Below are 19,295 nucleotides of genomic sequence, written 5' to 3' on the forward strand. Positions count from 1 at the left end.
CACCCGCACGAGGATCCCGTCATGAGAATACCCTTTGCGCAGATCGATGCGTTCACCGACACGCCGTTCGGCGGCAACCCGGCGGGGGTGATGCCGTTGTCGGCGTGGCTGCCCGACGACGTGCTGCTCAAGATCGCGCAGGAGAACAATCTGAGCGAGACCGCGTTCATCGTCGCGTCGGACGATGGCGAGGTCGATTTCGACCTGCGCTGGTTCACGCCGGCGGCCGAGGTCGCGCTGTGCGGCCATGCGACGCTGGCGAGCGGGCATTTCGTGTTGTCGTCGGATACCGCGCGCGACCGCGTCCGGTTCCGGACGCGGCAGGCCGGGGTGCTCGAGGTTGCGTGCGCCGATCGCGGCTATACGCTCGAACTGCCCGCGTGGAAGCCGACCCCGAAGGACATGCCCGAGATCGTCGCCGCGCTGCGCATCACCGATCCGGTCGAGACGCTCTGGCATGAAAAGGGCTATGCGCTGGTCGTCGTTGGCGACGAGGACATCGTCCGCGACCTCACCCCCGACTTCGTCGCGCTGTCGGCATTCCCGATCGTCGCGATCGTCGCGGCACGCGGTCGTGCGACCGATATCGTCAGCCGCGTCTTCACGCCCTATTATGCGATCGACGAGGATCCGGTGACGGGATCCGCGCATGCGGTCATGGTGCCCTATTGGGCGGAGACGCTCGGCGACCGGTTCTCGGCCTTCCAGGCGAGCGCGCGCGGCGGGAAGCTGTCGTGCCGGCTCGTCGACGAGCGGGTGGTGCTTGGCGGCGCATGCGTGACGGTGATCGAGGGCACGTTTCTGCTGCCGTGATTGCCCACCAAAACACCCCGTCATCCTGACTTTCGTCAGGGTGACGGAAGAAACAGGGCGGGATTAAGACTAGCGCTTGCGCCCCTTGGTCATCGGATCGGGCTTTTTCGGCTTCACCCAGCCGGGGGGCGGGGTCATGCGCTGCTGGCTGGTGCCGAGTCCCATCGCGCCGGGCTGCTGGCGCGTCAGGCCCGTCGTGTCGGCTACCTCGCCGCCGCCGCGCAACACGCTGATCTGGTCGCGCAGACGCCCGGCGGTCTCGAAGTCCATCGCGGCGGCGGCGGCTTCCATCTGGCGGCGGAGGGCTTCGATATCCATGCCGCCCCCAACGCGTCAGGCGGCTGCGAGTGCCGCCTCGGTCTGCGCGATCCAGCCGCCGCCGAGCACGCGCTCGCCCGCATAGAGCACCGCCGCCTGGCCCGGCGCGACGCCGTATTCGGGGGCGTCGAACACGATCCGGTCGTCGACGAGCCGCGCGGGCACCGGCTTGGCCATCGATCGGACCTTGGCGGTCAGCGGCCCGGTGAAATCGCCGCCGAGCCAGTTGATGTCGGTCAGCCGTGCCGCCTCGACCGCGAGCGCGCGGCGCGGACCGACGATCACGCGCCGGGTCTCCGGTTCGACGCGCACGACGTAGAGCGGTTCGGGGCTGCCGCCGATCTCGAGCCCGCGACGCTGGCCGACGGTGAAGTGGATCAGCCCGCGATGCTCGCCAAGCTTGGCGCCGCGCAGGTCGACGATGTCGCCCGCGGTATCCGCCTCGGGGCGCAGCTTCTTCACCAGACTCGCGTAATCGCCATCGGGGACGAAGCAGATATCCTGGCTGTCGGGCTTGGCCGCGACGCCGAGACCGAGCTCCGCGGCGATCTCGCGGACGCGGGCCTTGGGCAGGCCGCCAAGCGGGAAGCGCAGATAGTCGAGCTGCGCCTGCGTCGTCGCGAACAGGAAATAGCTCTGGTCGCGCGCGGGATCCGCGCCGCGGTGAAGTTCGGCGCCATCCGCACCCTCGACCCGGCGGACATAATGCCCGGTGGCGAGGCAATCCGCGCCGAGATCGCGCGCGAGCTTCAGCAGGTCGGTGAATTTCGGCCCCATGTTGCACTGGACGCAGGGAATCGGCGTGCGGCCCGCGAGATATTCGTCCGCGAACCGGTCGACGACCTGTTCGCGGAAGCTGGTTTCATGGTCGAAGACATAATGCGCGATGCCCAGCCGGTCGCAGACCGCGCGCGCGTCGCGAATGTCGCGGCCCGCGCAGCATGAGCCCGCGCGGCCGATCGCCTCGCCGTGATCATAGAGCTGGAGCGTGACGCCGATGGTCTCGGCGCCCGTCTCGTGCGCGAGTGCCGCGACCACCGAGCTGTCGACACCGCCCGACATCGCGACGACGATCCGACGCCCGCGCAGCGACCCGGGCGCGGTGCCACCCAATTGAAAATCCGACTGTTCCATCGGCCGATCATAGGCTTTGCGGCGAGCCGTTGCAAAAAATACGACGGACGACCGAACGGCCGCGCGAGCTTTACTTAGATTTCACCCCTCTGCGCTAAACCCCAGTCTCTACCGGATGGTTATGCGAGTTTTGCGTTGGATTTGAGCTTCCCCCGTTTTGATCGAGAGACAGAGGTCACCGTATTACCGGGCGATCTCGCGCTCCTGATCGTGGGGGTTGCCGCGCGGCAGGCGGCGAGCCCGACGGCGGTGGCGCAGGCCGGCTTTGCCCGCGTCGCGGTCGATCCCAAGCTGTTCGCGCCCGTCCACGGCGCGTTCAACGGGCCGATGGCAAACGCGCTCGCCAACTGGAAACGTGAATGAAGGGGTCGTTTACCGTGGCGCTTCAATCGTTCTTCAAGCCCTGCGCTTACACGCCGTCTACGAATGTTGAGAAGGGGCCCGACGCCCCGATCAGAGGTTGCAAATGATCGAGAACCAGAAGATCCGTCCTGCCAAGGTCATCGGGCCGCTCGGCGAGCAGTTGACGATCGACTCGCTGCCGCCGCCGAGCACGACGCGGTGGGTCGTGCGGCGCAAGGCCGAGGTCGTCGCCGCGGTGAACGGCGGCCTGTTGTCGGTCGACGAGGTCTGCGACCGCTATGGCCTGACGGTCGAGGAATTCGCCGGCTGGCAGCGCGCGATCGACCGGTCGGGGATGCCGGGGCTGCGCGTCACGCGGATTCAGCACTATAAAACGCTGTACGAGCGCCAGCAGAAATACTGAGACCTAAACTCAAAACGCGAGCGGAACAAATATCGGTCTTCGCACGTCTTTCCGCCATCGCCCGGCTACGGGATCAACGGAGGAAGTTAAAATGGGTCTTATTCTTTGGCTGATCATCGGCGGCGTCATCGGCTGGATCGCCAGCATGATCATGCGCACTGACGCGCAGCAGGGTATTTTCCTGAACATCGTCGTTGGCATCGTGGGTGCCTTTATCGGCGGGCTGATCCTCTCGGGTGGTTCGATCAACAACGCACCGCTCACGCTGACCTCGTTCATCGTGTCGCTGCTGGGTGCCATCGTCCTGCTCGCGATCGTGAACCTCGTTCGCCGCGGCAGCGTTCGCTAAAACACCTTCGCATTCGTCACGCGAAAAGAAAGGGCCGTCCGGGAAACCGGGCGGCCCTTTTGCATGGGACGTCGATCGCGGGGTCCGCCTGACGGCTCAGTTGAGCAGGAAGCGGACCGAGACGTTGACGGTGACGTCCTTCTCGCCCGCGACGATCTGCGTGCTGTCCTTGGCCATCGACGCGCGTGCCATCAGCATCGGCGGGTTGGGCGACCCGGCATTCTCGCCATTCTCGGTGATCGAGACGATCCGCGTGACGCGCATGCCAGCGGCGCGCGCATAGAGCTCGGCACGCGCACGCGCGCGCTTGACCGCGTCGGCACGCGCCTCGTCGAGCGCGGCATCGGGCTGATCGATCGAGAGATTGGGGCCGTCGATCTGGTTTGCTCCCTCGCCGACCAGCGCATCGAGGATGACGCCCGACTTCGCCACGTCGCGGAAGCGGACCGATACGCTGTTGGTCGCCTGATAGCCGGTGATCACGGGCGGCTGGTTCTCGGCATAGCGATATTGCGGCGACAGGCCGACGCTCGCGGTGGCGATGTCGCGCGGGGCGACGCCGGCCTTCTTGAGCGCCGCGAGCACGCGGTTCATGCGCTGCGCATTGTCCGACAGCGCGGCGGCGGCGGTGGCCGCCTGCGACACGACGCCGGCGCGAATCGTCGCGACGTCGGGAACGCGAGTCGTTCGCCCCTCGGCACTGACATCGAGCACCGTACCCGCCGCCGGGATCATCGGCTCGACGGTCACCGGCGTCTGCGCGTTGGCCGCCGTCGCGCCGGCAGCGGTCGCAGCGAGCGAAGCCGCGGCGAGCATGGCAATCTTGATCATTCGGTATCTCCCTGAAGCAACACGCATTGCCCGCATGGGGCCGGATCGGTCAACGCAGGCTGAACGCCGCGTGCAGCTTGCGGACAGGTTGGTTTCTGGGCATGCCTGCGTCCGAATCGCGGCATGCTTGGCGGGGGTTGAGCGTGGTGACCTATTCAGATAATACAGCGGATGTTCGGTCCTAACGGATCGGGTCGGGACGGGGATTGTGCGCGCATGAATTACGAGACCAAGGTGATCGGTGACGACCCGCAACCGATGTTGCCGGACTATACGACACCGTCGCACACGCGTCGCAACGTCATCATCGCGCTGATCGTCATCCTCGCGGCGATCGCCGGCGCTTGGTTCGCGTTCGGACCGGGCAAGAAGGGCGCCGCGACCGCTGCAGCGGCGCCGCAGCTGCCCTCGGTGACGGTCGTCGTGCCGGGCCGCAAGACCGTCGACCGCGTGATCTCGGCAACGGGAACGCTCGCGGCGCGGCGCGAGATGCCGGTCGGCGTCGCGGGCGAGGGCGGGATGATCACGCGCGTGCTGGTCGAGCCCGGCCAGTGGGTCGCCGCGGGGCAGGTACTCGCGACGGTCGATCGCTCGGTCCAGACCGAGGCCGCGGCCTCGCTCGCTGCGTCGGTATCGGTCGCGCGCTCCGACGAGACGATCGCGCAGGCGGAACTCGATCGGGCGCGGCAGCTCGTCGATCGCGGCTTCATCTCGAAGGCCGACCTGCAGCGCAAGGCGGCGACGCGCGATGCCGCGGCGGCGCGCGTCAAGGTGGCGCAGGCCTCGCTCGGCGAGGCGCGTGCGCGCAACGGGCGGCTCGACATCCGCGCGCCCGCGGCGGGGCTGGTGCTGACCCGCGGCGTCGAGCCCGGGCAGATCGTCGGGCCGTCGGCGGGCGTGCTGTTCCGGATGGCGATGGGGGGGCAGATGGAGATGCGCGCGCAGCTGAGCGAAGCGGATCTCGCCGGGCTCCACGTCGGCGCACGCGCCACGGTGGTCCCGGTCGGCACGACGCAGCGCTATCCCGGCGAGGTGTGGCAGGTCGCGCCGGTGATCGATTCGCAGACGCGTCAGGGGATCGCGCGGATCGCGGTCAAATATGACCCGGGCCTGCGCCCCGGCGGGTTCGCCGCGGCGACGATCGTGGGCGGCGCGACGCAGGCGCCGCTGCTTCCCGACTCCGCGCTGCAGAGCGACGAGAAGGGCAATTACGTCTATATCGCCGATGCGCAGAACAAGGTGGTCCGGCGCGACGTCAAGATCGGGCAGGTGTCCGATGCGGGCGTGACGATCATCGGCGGACTCGACGGCACCGAGCGCGTGGTACAGTCTGCGGGCGGGTTCCTGACGCCCGGACAGACGGTGAAGCCGATCACGAAGAAGGCGAGCTGACAGCCATGAACTTCCGCAACATCTCGGCCTGGTCGATCCGCAATCCGGTTCCGCCGATCGTGCTCTTCTTGGCCCTGATGCTTGCAGGCGTCGTCAGCTTCATGCGGATGGACGTCAACCGCGATCCCGACATCGACTTCCCGATCGCGATCGTCGTCGTCAACCAGCCGGGTGCGGCACCGACCGAGATGGAGACGCAGGTCACGCAGCGCGTCGAGGCGGCGGTGCGATCGCTCCAGGGTATCGACGAGATCAATTCGACCGTCACCGAGGGCAATTCGGAGACGATCATCCAGCTGACGATCGGTACGCCGATCGATCGCGCGGTGAACGACGTCCGCGACGCGATCGCGCAGATCCGCAGCGATTTGCCCGACGGCATCCTCGAGCCGCAGGTCTACCGCGCGAACACCAGCGGCAACGACATTGCGAGCTTTGCCGCGATCACCACGAGCATGACGGTCGAGCAGCTGTCCTGGTACATCGACGACACGGTGACCAAGGAGCTGCTGTCGATTCCCGGGATGGCGACGATCAGCCGCAACGGCGGCGTCAGCCGCGAGATCCGCGTGATCCTCGACCCGCTCAAGCTGCAGAGCCAGGGGCTGACCGCGAGCCAGGTCAACGCGCAGTTGCGGCTGGTGAACCTGAACGCCGCGGGCGGCCGCGCGGAAATCGCGGGGTCCGAGCAATCGATCCGCGTGCTGGGCAACGCACGCAACGCGGCCGATCTCGCACAGACGCAGATCAGCGTCGGCAATGGCCGCACCGTGCGGCTCGCTGACATCGCGCAGGTCCGCGACCTGTATGCCGAGCAGCGCAGCCGGGCGACGGTCGACGGTCGCCAAGCGATCACCTTCGACTTCCAGCGCGCCAAGGGGGCGTCGGACGTCACCATCTATCATGCGGCTGTCGAAAAGCTGCGCGAGCTCGAAAAGCGCAATCCGTCGGTCAAGTTCGTCCAGCGCTATACCAGCACCGAGTATACCGAATCGCAATATGAGAGCGCGATCCATGCGATGATCGAGGGCGCGGTGCTCGCGGTCATCGTCGTGTTCCTGTTCCTGCGCGACTGGCGTGCGACCGCGATCTCCGCGCTCGCGATCCCGCTGTCGGCGATCCCCGCCTTCTGGTTCATGGACCTGCTCGGGTTCGACCTCAACGGAATGACGCTGCTCGCGCTCAGCCTGGTGGCGGGTGTGCTCGTCGATGACGCGATCGTCGAGATCGAGAACATCGTCCGGCACATGCGAATGGGCAAATCCGCCTATCAGGCGTCGATCGATGCCGCCGACGAGATCGGCCTTGCCGTGCTGGCGACGACGATGGCGATCGTCGCGGTGTTCCTGCCGGTCGCGCTGATGCCGGGTATCGCGGGGCAGTTCTTCAAGAATTTCGGGCTGACCGTCGTCGCCGCGGTGCTGATGAGCCTTGCGGTCGCGCGGCTCGTGACGCCGATGATCGCGGCGTATTTCCTCAAGTCCTTCGGTCATGCGACGCATGGCGAGGGCCGCGTGATGGACTGGTATGTCCGCACGCTCCACTGGACGCTCGACAGCCGCAAGGCCGCCGCATGGCGGGCCCGCGGCGGGCTGCGCAAGGTCTTCAACCGCGTGCTCGACCACCGGATGTGGGCGATCGGGGCGGGGGCGGTGTCGTTCGCGCTGACGCTGTTCATGTTTACCGTGCTGCCGTCGCAGTTCCAGCCAACGCGCGACGAGGATGATGCGAACGCGCAGATCGAGATGGTGCCCGGCACCACGCTCGCGCAGACCGATGCGGTCGTCGCGCGCGTCAGCGAGATCCTGCGCCAGCAGCCCGAAGTGACGACCGTCTATGCGCGGACGCGCGTCGGCAGCGGCAACGTGACCGCGAACCTGAGCAAGGATCGCAAGGAGAAGTCGGTCGATTTCGAGCGTCGCCTCGCGCCGCAGCTGACCGCGATCCCCGACGCGCGCGTGTCGTTCCGGTCGCAGTCGGGCTGGGGGTCGAGCGGTCGCGACGTGACCGTCGTGCTCGGCGGCAGCGACCCTGCCGAGCTGCAGAAGGCGGCGGACCAGATCGTCGCCGAAATGGGGTCGCTCAAGTCGCTGACCGCACCGCGCGTGTCGGGGGGCATGCAGCGGCCCGAGATCGTCATCCGCCCGCGTTTCGACCTCGCGGCGAGCCTCGGCGTGACGACGCAAGCCTTGTCGTCGGCGATCCGGATCGCGACGCTGGGCGATATCGACCAGAATTCGGCGCGATTCTCGCTGACCGACCGGCAGATCCCGATCCGCGTCGCGCTCGACCAGTCTGCGCGCTCGAACCTGTCGACGATCCAGAACCTGCCCGTCGCGACCGCATCGGGCGGCTCGGTGCCGCTCAACGTGGTGGCCGATATCGGGCTGGGCTCGGGGCCGACCAAGATCGACCGCGTCAACCAGCAGCGGCAGATCACGCTCGGCGCCGATCTCGCGCCCGGCGTCGTGATTTCCGATGCGATGAAGCAGGTCCATGCGCTGCCGACGATGAAGATGCTCCCGGTCGGTGTCAGCGAACTCACGCTTGGCCAGAGCAAGTGGCAGGCCGAGATGATCACCAACTTCATCATGGCGGTGGTCTCGGGAACGTTCCTCGTCTTTGCGGTGCTCGTGCTGCTGTATCGGCGCGTGCTGCCGCCGTTCGTCAACATGGGGTCGCTGCTGCTGGCACCGCTCGGCGGGCTGCTCGCCTTGTGGGTCACGGGGCAACCGATCTCGATGCCGGTCTATATCGGGCTGCTGATGCTGCTCGGGATCGTCGCCAAGAACTCGATCCTGCTGATCGACTTCGCGCTCGACGAGATGAGCAAGGGCGTCGACACCTTCACCGCGATCATCGATGCCGGACACAAGCGGGCGCAGCCGATCGTGATGACGACGGTCGCGATGGTCGCGGGCATGGTCCCCACCGCGATGTCGATCAGCGGCGATGCGTCGTCGCGTGCGCCGATGGGCACGGTCGTGATCGGCGGGCTGGCGCTGTCGACGCTGCTGACGCTGCTGATCATTCCCGCGGCGTTCAGTCTCGCGGTCGGGATCGAGCGCGCGGTCGGACCGCGGCTGGGCCGGCGTCTGCTGACCTATCGGCCCGGCGACAATGGCGAGGGTCCGCTCGGCATCCCCGGCCCCGACCGGCCGATGCTCGGGCCGGCAGCGCCCAAGATTGGCTATGCCGACGGGGAGGGCGGTACCCAGCCCGCCGAGTGACGCGCCACGTGAACCGTCGCCGGTTGCGGCGAATGATTTGCGCGGGTGCGGTCGCGCCTTGAACTATCCCGGCGCTCGGGGATTGTTTCGGCTATGATATCGATCACCCGTGCGCGCCCGGCTCAGGAAGCCGTCAATCCTGCGCTGGTGCGGATGCGGATCGTTGCGACCGGGCTGCTGGTCGCGATGGCGGTCGTCTTCCTCGTCAGCCGTGCGATCGGCCCGGTGCATCCGGCGGTCGGGTTCGTCCGCGCGTTTGCGGAAGCGGCGATGGTCGGCGGGCTCGCGGACTGGTTCGCGGTGACCGCGTTGTTCCGCCATCCGCTTGGCGTGCCGATCCCGCACACCGCGATCATCCCGCGCAACAAGGACCGGATCGGCGACACGCTCGCGGTCTTCCTCCGCGACAATTTCCTCCTGCCCGCGGTGATCTCGCAGCGGATGCGGCGTCTCGACGTCGCGGGGGCGATCGCGCGCTGGCTGACCGACCCGCCCGAGGGTGCGGGCGGGCGGTTCCGGTCGGGTGCGTCGAAGCTCGTCGCGCAGGTGCTCGAAGGGCTCGACCCGGCGCGGCTGGGCGGCATGGTCAAGGCCGGGATCGGTGCGCGGCTGCGCGAGACGGAGATGTCGCCGATCCTCGGCCAACTGCTCAAGGCGTCGATCGCGGAGGGGCGCCACGCACCGCTGCTCGATGCAGGGATCCGCTGGGCGGCGCAGGCGCTCGCGGCGAACGATCATCTCATCCGCGCGATGGTGCACGACCGCGCCGGCTCGCTCCTGCGCTGGACCGGGCTGGACGGGGCGGTCGCGAACAAGCTGATCGACGGGCTCGACAAGCTTCTCGGCGAAGTGGCGGAGGACCCGCACCATCCGTTGCGCGTCCGCGCCGAGGAAGGGCTCGCGCGGTTTGCCGAGGACCTCCAGCATGACCCGGCGATGCGCGCGCGGATCGAGACGCTGAAGAACGAACTGCTCGGCAACCCGGCGATGCAGCGCTGGCTCGATGGCCTGTGGGAACAGGCGCGCGCCGCGCTGCTCGGGATCGCGCGTGACCCCGAACGCGCGATGGCGGGCAAGCTAGGTGACATCCTGCGCCAGCTCGGCGAGACGTTGCAGCGCGACCCGCGGCTGTCGCACACGATCAACCGCTTCGTCCGGCGCGCGGTGGTCGGGATCGCCGCGGACTATGGCGACGGGATCGTCCGGCTCGTGTCCGAGACGGTGCGCGGATGGGATGCCGACACGATCACGCGGCGGCTCGAGAACGCGGTTGGCCGCGACCTGCAATATATCCGCGTCAACGGGACGATCGTCGGCGGGCTGGTCGGGCTCGCGATCCACACGATCGATCTGCTGCTTTAGGCGGCGACGTCAGACGAGGACTACCGGTCCCAGTCGGGCATCGGCCAGCCCTTCGCCCTGGCGAGCAGGCGGAGCGGGCCGTGCGCATTCACCGCGAACGGCTCGTCCGCCCAGGCAAAGGTGGGCGCGTCCGAGACGTGATCGGAATAGAAGCGGACATGCGCATCGGCGCGCGCGATTCCCTCGCGCGCCATCCACGCCTCGATCATCGCGAGCTTGGCGGGGCCGTAGCAATTCTCGCCATCGATCCCCGCAAGCAGGTGGCCGTTTGCATCGCGCAGGCTTTCGGTACCGATGACCGCGTCGAAGCCCAGCCGTTCGGCGATCGCCTCGACGTAGAAGCGGTAGGAGGCGGTCGCCATGACGAGCCGGTAGCCCGCGGCGCGGTCGGCCTCGATCTGGCGCAGCGCCGCGGCGAAGACGCCGTCCTTCGTCACCCGGTCGGCAAACGCGGTCGCGGCGCGGCGTTCCTGCTCGGGCGACATCGACTTGCCGAGCATCATCCGCTGCATCACCTGTTTCAGGCGTCCGCGACTCATCAGCCTGGCGACATAGCCCATCGCGGCGAACGCGGCGACGGGAACGAGCGCGAGCCGCCACGGCGCGCCGCTGCGGGCGGAATGGATCAGGAACGGCGTCCAGGTCGGCGCGTGCGTGATCGTCTTGTCCATGTCGTAGATGGCGAGAAGCTGAGTCATTATCCGCGCTTACACAGCATTCGTCTTGCCGATCCAGTCCGTTTGCCGCAAAGGTGCCGCGATGAGTGCGATGGCAGATTTCCAGCAGGACGGTGCCGAGACCGGTACGCTTCGCTTTACCGGCGATCTGTCTCTTGCCCGGCTTGGGACATTGCCCGAACGGCTGGAGGCGGTCGACGCCGCCAAGATCGCGCATGTCGACCTGAGCGGGGTCGAGCGGATCGACACGATCGGCGCGTGGGTCGTCCACCGGTTTGCGGCGCGCAACGACGCGACGATCGACGGGCTGGATGCCGACGACCAGAAGCTGTTCGATCAGGTCGTGGCATCCGACCAGCCGCAGACCGAGCGTCCGAAGCCCGTCGGCGCGGTCAGTCGCGTGCTCGGCGAGATCGGCGACGCGGTCGTGCTGACCGGCAAGACGATGATGGGGCTGCTCGCGTTTCTCGGCGCGACGACGATCGCGTTCGGCAGCGTCATTCGCCACCCGCACCGGTTCCGGTTCAACGCGGTGGTCCAGCGGTTCGAGGTGGTCGGCATCGCCGCGCTCGGCATCGTTGGACTGATGAGCTTCCTGATCGGCGTGGTCATCGCCCAGCAGGGCGCGGTGCAGCTGCGCCAGTTCGGTGCCGAGGTGTTCACGATCAATCTCGTCGGGCGGCTGACGCTGCGCGAACTCGGCGTGCTGATGACCGCGATCATGGTCGCGGGGCGGTCGGGGTCGGCGTTCGCGGCGCAGCTCGGCACGATGAAGTTGACCGAAGAGATCGACGCGATGCGGACGATCGGCGTGTCGCCGATGGAGGCGCTCGTGCTGCCGCGCGTGCTGGCGGCGATCGTGATGATGCCGTTGCTCGCCTTCTATGCCTCGCTGATCGCGATCATCGGCGGCGGGTTGCTGTGCTGGATCCAGCTCGGGATTCCGCCCGTCACGTTCATCGCGCGCATCCGAGAGGTCGTGCCGATCACCGACCTGTACATCGCGCTGATCAAGGCGCCCGTCTTCGGCGCGATCATCGCGGTGGCAGGGTGCTTCCAGGGCATGCAGGTCGAGGCGGATGCCGAACAGGTCGGCCTGCGCACGACGTCGGCGGTGGTGCAGGGCATCTTCCTGGTCATCGTCCTCGACGCGTTCTTCGCGGTATTCTTTACCTGGATCGGTTGGGACTGATGGCGCGCGACAAGGACGAGATCATCATCTCCGTAAAGGGGCTGAAGAACGCTTTCGGCGAATCGGTCATCCATGAAGGGCTCGACCTCGACGTCAGGCGCGGCGAGATTCTCGGCGTGGTCGGCGGGTCGGGTACCGGCAAGTCGGTGCTGATGCGCTCGATCATCGGGCTGCAGACGCCGTCCGAGGGGCAGATCACCGTCTTCGGCGAGCCCAATATCGGCCGCGAGGAGACCGAGGCGACCGAGATCCGCAAGCGTTGGGGCGTGCTGTTCCAGGGCGGTGCGCTGTTCTCGACGCTCACGGTCGCCGAGAATGTCGAAGTGCCGTTGCGCGAATTCTATCCCGACCTGCCGCCCGCGCTGCTCGCCGAGATTGCCGGGTACAAGGTGGTAATGACGGGGTTGCCCGCGGATGCCGCGAACAAGTTTCCGGCCGAACTGTCGGGCGGGATGAAGAAGCGCGCAGGGCTTGCCCGCGCGCTCGCGCTCGATCCCGAATTGCTGTTCCTCGACGAGCCGACCGCAGGCCTCGATCCGATCGGCGCGGCGGCGTTCGACGAGCTGACGCAGTCGCTGCAGAAGACGCTGGGTCTCACCGTGTTCCTGATCACGCACGACCTTGATACGCTGTACGCGATCTGTGACCGCGTCGCGGTGCTCGCCGACAAGAAGGTGATCGCGGTCGGGACGATCGACGAACTGCTCGCACTCGATCATCCGTGGATCGAGGAATATTTCAAGGGTCCGCGGGGCCGTGCGGCGGTCGCGACGCAGGAGGCGCACGCGCGTGCCGACGCGGTTGCCGAGGCCCACCCGACCGAAGTCCAGTCCAAGCAGTCCGCGGCCGATGATGCCGACGCGACATATGCCGAGAAAGAAGCAAGGGCGCGCTGATGGAAACCCGTTCTAACCACGTCCTTGTCGGCGCCGTCGTGCTGATCCTGCTGGCGATGCTCGCGCTGTTCACCGTGTGGATCGCGCGCCTCGGCGGTACGGAAGAGAAGGAATATGACATCTTTTTCCGCCAGTCGGTCGACGGACTCGCGCGCGGGTCCGCCGTCACGTTTTCGGGCGTGCCGTCGGGTCAGGTCAAGGGGATCACGCTGTGGAAGAACGACCCGTCGTTCGTCCGCGTCCGCATCAGCGTGAACGACGACGTGCCGGTGCTGCAGGGCACGACCGCGTCGATCTCGGGCGTCGGGTTCACCGGTGTCAGCCAGGTGTCGCTCGATGGCGCGCGCAAGGGTGCGCCCGCGATCGGATGCCCCGATTCGAACGGTCAGCCCTGTCCGTACGGCGTACCGGTCATCCCGACCAAGCAAGGCGGGCTCGGCGCGATCCTGAACTCCGCGCCGCAGCTGCTCGAGCGGCTGTCGACGCTGACCGAGCGGCTGACCGGGCTGCTCACCGATCGTAACCAGGCATCGATCGCGGGGATCCTCGAGAACACCAACCGCCTGACCGATGCGCTGGCGGATCGCGGGCCCGAGATCGCAGCGACGCTGGCGCAGACGCGCGTGGCGATCCAGCAGGCGGGCGATGCCGCACAGCAGTTCGGCGTTCTGGCGCAGACGACCAACGGGGTCCTCGCCGAGGACGTGAAGCCCGCAATGGCCAATCTGAACAAGGCGATCCAGTCGGCGCAGACGAGTGCGGAGACGCTGAACGCGGCGATCGGCGATGCGCGGCCGGGGTTGCAGGCGTTCTCGAAGACGACGATCCCCGAGGCCAACCGCCTCGTCCACGACCTGCGCACCACGGCCGCCGCGCTGTCGTCGGTTGCCGAACGTGTCGACCAGCAGGGGGCAGGCTCGCTCGTCGGGCAGCAGAAGCTTCCGGATTACAAGGGTAAGTGATGACCGCCATGAAGACACCGCTGCTCATCCTCCTCGCGGCATTGCCGCTCAGCGCCTGCATAAGCTTTGGCGCGGCACCACCGCCGACGCTGCTGACGCTCACCTCGGCGTCGTCGGTTCCTGTCGGGCAGGACCAGAATTCGGGGACCGCCCGGTCGATCACGCTGCAGGTGCCGACGGTGCCGCAGGCGCTCGCGACGGCGCGCGTTCCGGTCCAGTCGACTGCAACGTCGATCGCCTATGTCAAGGACGCGCAATGGGCGGAGCCGCCCGCACGGCTGTTCGCGCGGCTGATGTCGGATACGGTGGCGGCGCGCACGGGGATGGTCGTGCTGTCGTCGGTCCAGGCCGTCGGCGATCCGAGCGCCCAGCTTGGTGGCGAACTGCGCAATTTCGGGCTCGACGCGACGACGCGCGAGGCCGTCGTGACGTTCGACGCGGCGCTGACGCGGGCGGGCATGCAGACGGTCGAAAAGCATCGCTTCGAGGCCCGCGTGCCCGTCGCGGCGATCGATGCACCGTCGGCGGCCGCGGGGATCAACACCGCGGCGAACACCGTCGCGACGCAGGTCGCGGACTGGATCGGCCGACCGCGCGGCTGATCGTCTCGCCGCGCGGCTAGGCGCGGCGGGCGGGGGCTATCCGGCCAGCGCGAGGATCGCCCTGGCTTCCTCGAGGTGAAGCCGTTCGACCATCGCGCCATCGAGGCGGATCGCGCCAAGTGCGGCGTTGGCGTCGTCGGCGAACGCATCGACCACGCGGTGCGCCCAGGCGACCTGCTCCGGTGCAGGGCCGAACGCGCTGTTGGCGGCCGCGATCTGCGACGGGTGGATCAGCGTCTTGCCGTCGAACCCGAGCGTCGCCCCCTGCAACGCCTCGCGCGCGAGCCGGTCTGGATCGTCGAGCGCGTTGCAGACGCCATCGAGCGCGAGCAGACCCGCGGCGCGCGCGGCGGTGACGGTTGCCGCGAGTGCGTGGATCAGCGGCATCCGGTCGGTGCCCGGACGGCAGCGCATTTCCTTGGCGAGATCGTTCGTCCCCGCGACCAGCGCGGTCAGCATCGCGGACGACGCGGCGGCGACGATTCCCGGCAGCGCGAGGATACCCGCACAGGTCTCGATCATCGCCCACAAGGCGGGACCTTCGGGCCCGACCGCCGCGCGTGCCGCGACGAGATCGCGGTCGGATGCGATCTTGGGGACGAGCACCGCATCGAGCGCGAGCCCCGCGACCGCCTCGGCATCCGCGGCGCCCCAGGGCGTGTCGAGCCCGTTGATCCGGACGACGAGCGCGCGATCGCCGAACCCGCCGGCGCGGCATTCGGCCGCCATCGTCGCGCGCGCCGCCGCCTTCTCGCCGGGTGCCACCGCATCCTCGAGATCGAGGATGACGACGTCGCACGGCAGGCTGCGCGCCTTGGCGATCGCGCGGGGATTGGACGCGGGCATGTAGAGCGCGCTGCGGCGGCGCAAGGGGGCTGTGGTCATGCCGCCGATCCTACGCAGAACCGACGTCCATGTCGAAGGGCAGGGGCGCGCTCAGGGAATACGCCGGACCTTGATGCTCCGCAGCCCGGGGCTGCGCAGGATGTAGCTGCCGAGCGCGGCGCGGTGGAGCGATACCGCCATTCCCGGCCGCGGATCGCGATCGCCGTCCCACGCGGCGATCGTCTGCCACCGGCCGCCCTCGGCGAGCGTCAGCGTCCAGCGCGCGCCGGCGACGGGCGCGACCGCGGTGACCACCGTGTCGAGCGCCTCGATCCGCTCGGCGGGTGCCGCCGGCGTCGCGAGCAGCGCGCCCGCATCGACGGGCAGGCCGAACAGCGAGCGCTGCGTCCGGGTGATCTGTCGGCGGTCGAGGATCACCACGTCGCGGCGCTTCACGGCGCCGACGAGCGTCCGCACCGCGGCATCGCTGCACGCGAGCCGCTCGCGGTCGTCGGCGATCTCGAGGCAGCGCGTCAAATCCGCCACGATCCTGTCGGACTGGGGCGCGGGCTCGGTCTGCGCGACCATCTGCGCCGCCATCACCGCGGCCAGCGTGGCCATGCCAAAAACGTCCGTCATGATCCCCCTCGCACCGATCGACGGTCAGCATAACGCAGGTCCGATCCGGACATTGTATCGAAAATGTCACATCCGAAACAAATCAGAAAAGTTGGTCATAACGCCGATTGTCGGATGCTGCACTGCGATGCACACTCTTGGCAAGGCCGGAACGGTCCTAAACGGGAGGCGTGCCTACGGGGGTAGGTGCGCGCAGGGGAGATAAATTACATGAATGCAGGTTTGCGGTGCAGGTTACTTGCGTCCACGCTCTTAGTCGGTGCTTTCATTGGGGCCACACCGGCACTGTCGCAGGTTGCCGAACCGGTTGAAGTCGCTCCTGAGGCGCAGGCGACGAGCGATGCGCCCGCGACCGATATCGTCGTGACCGGGTCGCGGATCGGCCGTCCGGACCTCGAGACCGCAAGCCCCGTCAACGTGATCGGCCAGCAGGAACTGCTGCTCCGCCAGCCCGGTACCGCCGAGGAACTGCTCCGGACGCTGCCATCGGTACGTCCGTCGCTCGGACCCGGCGTCAACAACGGCAGCGACGGGTCGGCGACGATCAACCTTCGCGGCATCGGCGACAACCGCACGCTGGTGCTGCTCGACGGCCGTCGCATCGTGCCATTCGGTCTCGACAACCTGACCGACACCAACGTGATCCCGGTCGGCCTGATCGACCGCGTCGACATCGTCACGGGCGGCGCGTCGTCGGTCTATGGCGCCGATGCGGTTGCGGGCGTCGTCAACTTCGTCACGAAGCGCGATTTCCAGGGCGTCGAGGCGACGTCGAACTACCGGATCTCCGAGCGCGGCGACACCGCACGCTATCGCGGCGACATCCTGTTCGGCGCCAACCTCGCCGACGGCAAGGGCAACGTCGTCCTCGGCATCGGCTATACCCAGTCGGACCCGCTGCTCCACACGCAGCGCGACATCAGCGCGTTCCCGATCAGCTCGGCGAACGGCCAGTTCTCCGGCGCGACCGCGGCGCAGGTGACGATCTTCGCGTCGCCGAGCAACGCGTCGCTGGGGCTCCCGACGAGCGCCTTCGGCGCGGTGGTCAATCCGACGACGGGGCTGCTGCAGGCGGCGACTGCGGCGGACACGTACAACACGAACAACGGCACCTATTTCCAGACGCCGCTCAACAAGATCAACATCTACTCGGCCGCGCATTACGAGGTCGCCGACGAGATCGAGCTCTACTCATCCGCGATGTACAGCCGCAGCGAAGTCCGCTTGCAGCTCGCGCCGTCGGCGACGTTCGGCAACACCTATCAGCTCGCGCTCAACAACCCGTATCTGCCCGCCGGCCTGCGCAACCAGATCTGCAACTCGGACACGAACCTGACGCTCGCCGGAATCCAGCCGCGCGTGTCGGCTGCGGCCTGCGCCGCGGCGGCGGCGGTCCAGGGTGGCCCGGGGACCGCGGGCTATCTCGAAGTCCCGGTCGTCGCGCAGCGTCGCTTCACCGAATATGGCCCGCGCGGCAATCCGATCACCTCGCAGATGTTCCAGGTCCAGGGCGGTGTCCGCGGCAAGATCACCGACGGGATCAAGTTCGACCTGTCGGCACAATATGGCGAGACGTCGCAGAACCAGGTTCGCGAGAATTGGGGGTCGTACAGCAAGGTCCAGCAGGCGCTGCGCGCCTATCGGGCGGCCGACGGCACGCTGCGCTGCGCCGACACGAGCAATGGCTGCGTCCCGCTCAACCTGTTCGGCCCCAACGGCAGCATCACCGCCGACCAGCTCGCGTTCATCGATCTCGATGCGATCATCACCCGCAAGACCGAGCTGACGGTCGTCACCGGCAGCATCGCGGGTGACCTGTTCGGGCTCAGCTCGCCGTTCGCCACCAACGCGGTCGGCTTCGCGATCGGCGGCGAATACCGCAAGGTCAGCGCGCGCAGCACGCCCGATGGCCCGTCGCAGATCCAGGGCGAAGTGCTCGGCACCGGCGCACGCACGCCCGCCGATTTCGGGCAGATCACGACCAAGGAGGCGTTTGCCGAGCTGATCGTCCCGCTCGTCGAGGACGTGCCCTTCATCTACAAGCTGACCGCGGAAGGCGGCGTCCGCTATTCCGATTATTCGACGACGGGCGGCAGCACGACGTGGAAGGCGGGCGGCGGCTACGAGCCGATCAAGGGCTTCAAGTTCCGCGGCATGTACCAGCGCGCGGTCCGTTCGCCCAACATCGCCGAGCTCTTCGCCTCGCCGGTGCAGGGGCTTGGCAACCTCAACCCCGATCCGTGCCAGGGGGCGATCTCGGGTGGTCTGGCGGCGCTGTGCGTTGCGACCGGCGCGCCGTCGAACACGATCGGCTCGATCCCCGCGCCGACCTCGGGGCAGATCAACGTCACGACCGCGGGCAACCGCGATCTCGATGTCGAGCGTGCGCGGACCTACACGCTGGGCGGCGTCCTGACGCCGACGTTCCTGCCGGGCTTCTCGCTGACGGTCGATTACTTCAACATCGTCGTGAAGGACGCGATCACGCAGCCGGGGCAGGGCGACATCCTCAACGGCTGCTATTCGGCGGCGCTCAACCCGAGCTTCGCCAATAACAGCTTCTGCCAGCTGATTCAGCGCAACCCGTTGACGGGCAGCCTGAACGGGGCGGGCGAGACGCCGGGCGTCATCCTGAGCTATTCGAACCTCGGCGTCATCGAGACGGCAGGTATCGATTTCGGCGTCACGCAGCGCGCGCGGCTGCAGGATGCCGGGATCAATGTCCCCGGCACGCTGTCGCTGGGCTTCAACGCGACCTGGCTCGACTATTACCACTTCCAGGCGACGCCGAACGCGATCAACCGCGACTGCACGGGTTATTACAGCACGAACTGCACCAACCCGCGGCCCGAGTGGAAGTGGAATGGTCGCGTGACCTACAGCCAGGAGATGTTCGACATCTCGCTGTTGTGGAACCACGTCAACTCGGTCGCGATCGAGCCTTTCCGCGCAACGGCGACGCAGCCGCTGACGACCGCGCAGCCGGGCGGGCCGAACCCCGCGACGCTGCTCGACGCGTATGAGCGGATCGACGCCTATGATTATTTCGACCTGGCGCTCCGCTTCCTGCCGACCGACCAGTTCGAGATGACGCTCACCGTCGACAACCTGTTCGACAAGAAGCCGCCTCTGGTCGGGTCGACCGTCGGTGGTACGGCGTTCAACAGCGGCAACACCTTCCCGACGACGTACGACGCGATCGGTCGCGCCTACACGATCGGGGCCCGCCTGAAGTTCTGATACCGGGTGTCTCTGCGGGGGCGGGAGTCGAAAGGCTCCTGCCCTTTTTTTGTGTCGTGCGAACGTG

Annotated in this window: 18 protein-coding genes; 12 read left to right on the forward strand and 6 right to left on the reverse strand. The window is 67.7% G+C overall.

All coding sequences use genetic code 11. The features are described 5' to 3' along the window. The first annotated feature begins 21 nt into the window (after positions 1 to 21). Complete coding sequence (locus AC0CH3_RS15955) at positions 22 to 813, forward strand: PhzF family phenazine biosynthesis protein (protein WP_056017331.1); 792 nt, start codon at positions 22 to 24, stop codon at positions 811 to 813. 69 nt (positions 814 to 882) lie between these two features. Here AC0CH3_RS15955 and AC0CH3_RS15960 read toward each other — a convergent pair whose 3' ends face one another. Together AC0CH3_RS15960 and mnmA are read right to left on the reverse strand one after the other, a co-directional pair. Beyond that, positions 883 to 1,131 (reverse strand): UvrB/UvrC motif-containing protein, encoded by a 249-nt coding sequence (locus AC0CH3_RS15960; protein ID WP_354303610.1) that lies wholly within the window; start codon positions 1,129 to 1,131, stop codon positions 883 to 885. Positions 1,132 to 1,146: 15 nt separating this feature from the next. Beyond that, positions 1,147 to 2,265, reverse strand: a complete 1,119-nt coding sequence (gene mnmA, locus AC0CH3_RS15965; protein ID WP_056017325.1) for a tRNA 2-thiouridine(34) synthase MnmA — start codon at positions 2,263 to 2,265, stop codon at positions 1,147 to 1,149. A 141-nt stretch (positions 2,266 to 2,406) separates the two neighbouring features. Here mnmA and AC0CH3_RS15970 point away from each other — a divergent pair, with 141 nt between their 5' ends. The 3 genes from AC0CH3_RS15970 (at position 2,407) to AC0CH3_RS15980 (ending at position 3,380) form a co-directional block, all read left to right on the forward strand. Continuing rightward, on the forward strand, positions 2,407 to 2,628 hold the full coding sequence (locus AC0CH3_RS15970) for a hypothetical protein (RefSeq protein WP_465238056.1): 222 nt from the start codon (positions 2,407 to 2,409) through the stop codon (positions 2,626 to 2,628). A 103-nt stretch (positions 2,629 to 2,731) separates the two neighbouring features. Beyond that, on the forward strand, positions 2,732 to 3,031 hold the full coding sequence (gene sciP / locus AC0CH3_RS15975; RefSeq protein ID WP_056017319.1) for a CtrA inhibitor SciP: 300 nt from the start codon (positions 2,732 to 2,734) through the stop codon (positions 3,029 to 3,031). 91 nt (positions 3,032 to 3,122) lie between these two features. Continuing rightward, positions 3,123 to 3,380 (forward strand): GlsB/YeaQ/YmgE family stress response membrane protein, encoded by a 258-nt coding sequence (locus tag AC0CH3_RS15980; protein ID WP_056017316.1) that lies wholly within the window; start codon positions 3,123 to 3,125, stop codon positions 3,378 to 3,380. A gap of 96 nt (positions 3,381 to 3,476) precedes the next feature. Here the strand turns inward: AC0CH3_RS15980 and AC0CH3_RS15985 are convergent, their stop codons facing one another. Continuing rightward, entirely contained in the window at positions 3,477 to 4,211 is a 735-nt protein-coding gene (locus AC0CH3_RS15985; protein ID WP_333995178.1) for an SIMPL domain-containing protein, read from the reverse strand. A gap of 216 nt (positions 4,212 to 4,427) precedes the next feature. Here AC0CH3_RS15985 and AC0CH3_RS15990 point away from each other — a divergent pair, with 216 nt between their 5' ends. From AC0CH3_RS15990 to AC0CH3_RS16000, 3 genes are all read left to right on the forward strand, one after another. Then, entirely contained in the window at positions 4,428 to 5,603 is a 1,176-nt protein-coding gene (locus AC0CH3_RS15990) for an efflux RND transporter periplasmic adaptor subunit (RefSeq protein ID WP_354303615.1), read from the forward strand. 5 nt (positions 5,604 to 5,608) lie between these two features. Then, positions 5,609 to 8,833 (forward strand): efflux RND transporter permease subunit, encoded by a 3,225-nt coding sequence (locus tag AC0CH3_RS15995; RefSeq protein ID WP_354303617.1) that lies wholly within the window; start codon positions 5,609 to 5,611, stop codon positions 8,831 to 8,833. 93 nt (positions 8,834 to 8,926) lie between these two features. Next, positions 8,927 to 10,195 carry a DUF445 domain-containing protein gene (locus tag AC0CH3_RS16000; RefSeq protein WP_465238057.1) on the forward strand — a complete coding sequence of 423 codons (1,269 nt, stop codon included), beginning with the start codon at positions 8,927 to 8,929 and terminating at the stop codon, positions 10,193 to 10,195. 20 nt (positions 10,196 to 10,215) lie between these two features. Here the strand turns inward: AC0CH3_RS16000 and AC0CH3_RS16005 are convergent, their stop codons facing one another. Beyond that, positions 10,216 to 10,893, reverse strand: a complete 678-nt coding sequence (locus AC0CH3_RS16005) for an HAD family hydrolase (protein WP_354303621.1) — start codon at positions 10,891 to 10,893, stop codon at positions 10,216 to 10,218. A gap of 61 nt (positions 10,894 to 10,954) precedes the next feature. Between AC0CH3_RS16005 and AC0CH3_RS16010 the strand changes: the two genes are divergently transcribed. The 4 genes from AC0CH3_RS16010 to AC0CH3_RS16025 are packed head-to-tail and all read left to right on the forward strand — an operon-like array spanning position 10,955 to position 14,524. Beyond that, a complete protein-coding gene (locus AC0CH3_RS16010) occupies positions 10,955 to 12,064 on the forward strand; it encodes an ABC transporter permease (protein WP_056017301.1) in 1,110 nt (369 codons plus the stop codon). Beyond that, positions 12,064 to 12,960, forward strand: a complete 897-nt coding sequence (locus tag AC0CH3_RS16015) for an ABC transporter ATP-binding protein (protein WP_056017298.1) — start codon at positions 12,064 to 12,066, stop codon at positions 12,958 to 12,960. The genes AC0CH3_RS16010 and AC0CH3_RS16015 overlap by 1 nt, the downstream gene beginning before the upstream one ends. Further along, positions 12,960 to 13,922, forward strand: a complete 963-nt coding sequence (locus AC0CH3_RS16020) for an MlaD family protein (protein WP_056017294.1) — start codon at positions 12,960 to 12,962, stop codon at positions 13,920 to 13,922. The genes AC0CH3_RS16015 and AC0CH3_RS16020 overlap by 1 nt, the downstream gene beginning before the upstream one ends. 8 nt (positions 13,923 to 13,930) lie before the next feature. After that, positions 13,931 to 14,524: an ABC-type transport auxiliary lipoprotein family protein gene (locus AC0CH3_RS16025; protein ID WP_082445869.1), complete on the forward strand. Its 594-nt coding sequence runs from the start codon at positions 13,931 to 13,933 to the stop codon at positions 14,522 to 14,524. Positions 14,525 to 14,560: 36 nt separating this feature from the next. Here the strand turns inward: AC0CH3_RS16025 and AC0CH3_RS16030 are convergent, their stop codons facing one another. Continuing rightward, on the reverse strand, positions 14,561 to 15,409 hold the full coding sequence (locus AC0CH3_RS16030; protein WP_354303623.1) for an HpcH/HpaI aldolase/citrate lyase family protein: 849 nt from the start codon (positions 15,407 to 15,409) through the stop codon (positions 14,561 to 14,563). Between the two features lie 51 nt (positions 15,410 to 15,460). Beyond that, positions 15,461 to 15,988 (reverse strand): hypothetical protein, encoded by a 528-nt coding sequence (locus AC0CH3_RS16035; RefSeq protein ID WP_354303625.1) that lies wholly within the window; start codon positions 15,986 to 15,988, stop codon positions 15,461 to 15,463. Between the two features lie 210 nt (positions 15,989 to 16,198). On the opposite strand from AC0CH3_RS16035, the gene AC0CH3_RS16040 reads away from it, so the two are divergent. After that, positions 16,199 to 19,228 carry a TonB-dependent receptor plug domain-containing protein gene (locus tag AC0CH3_RS16040; protein ID WP_465238058.1) on the forward strand — a complete coding sequence of 1,010 codons (3,030 nt, stop codon included), beginning with the start codon at positions 16,199 to 16,201 and terminating at the stop codon, positions 19,226 to 19,228. The last annotated feature ends 67 nt before the right edge of the window (positions 19,229 to 19,295 follow it).

The organism is Sphingomonas sp. AC449, assembly GCF_979253475.1.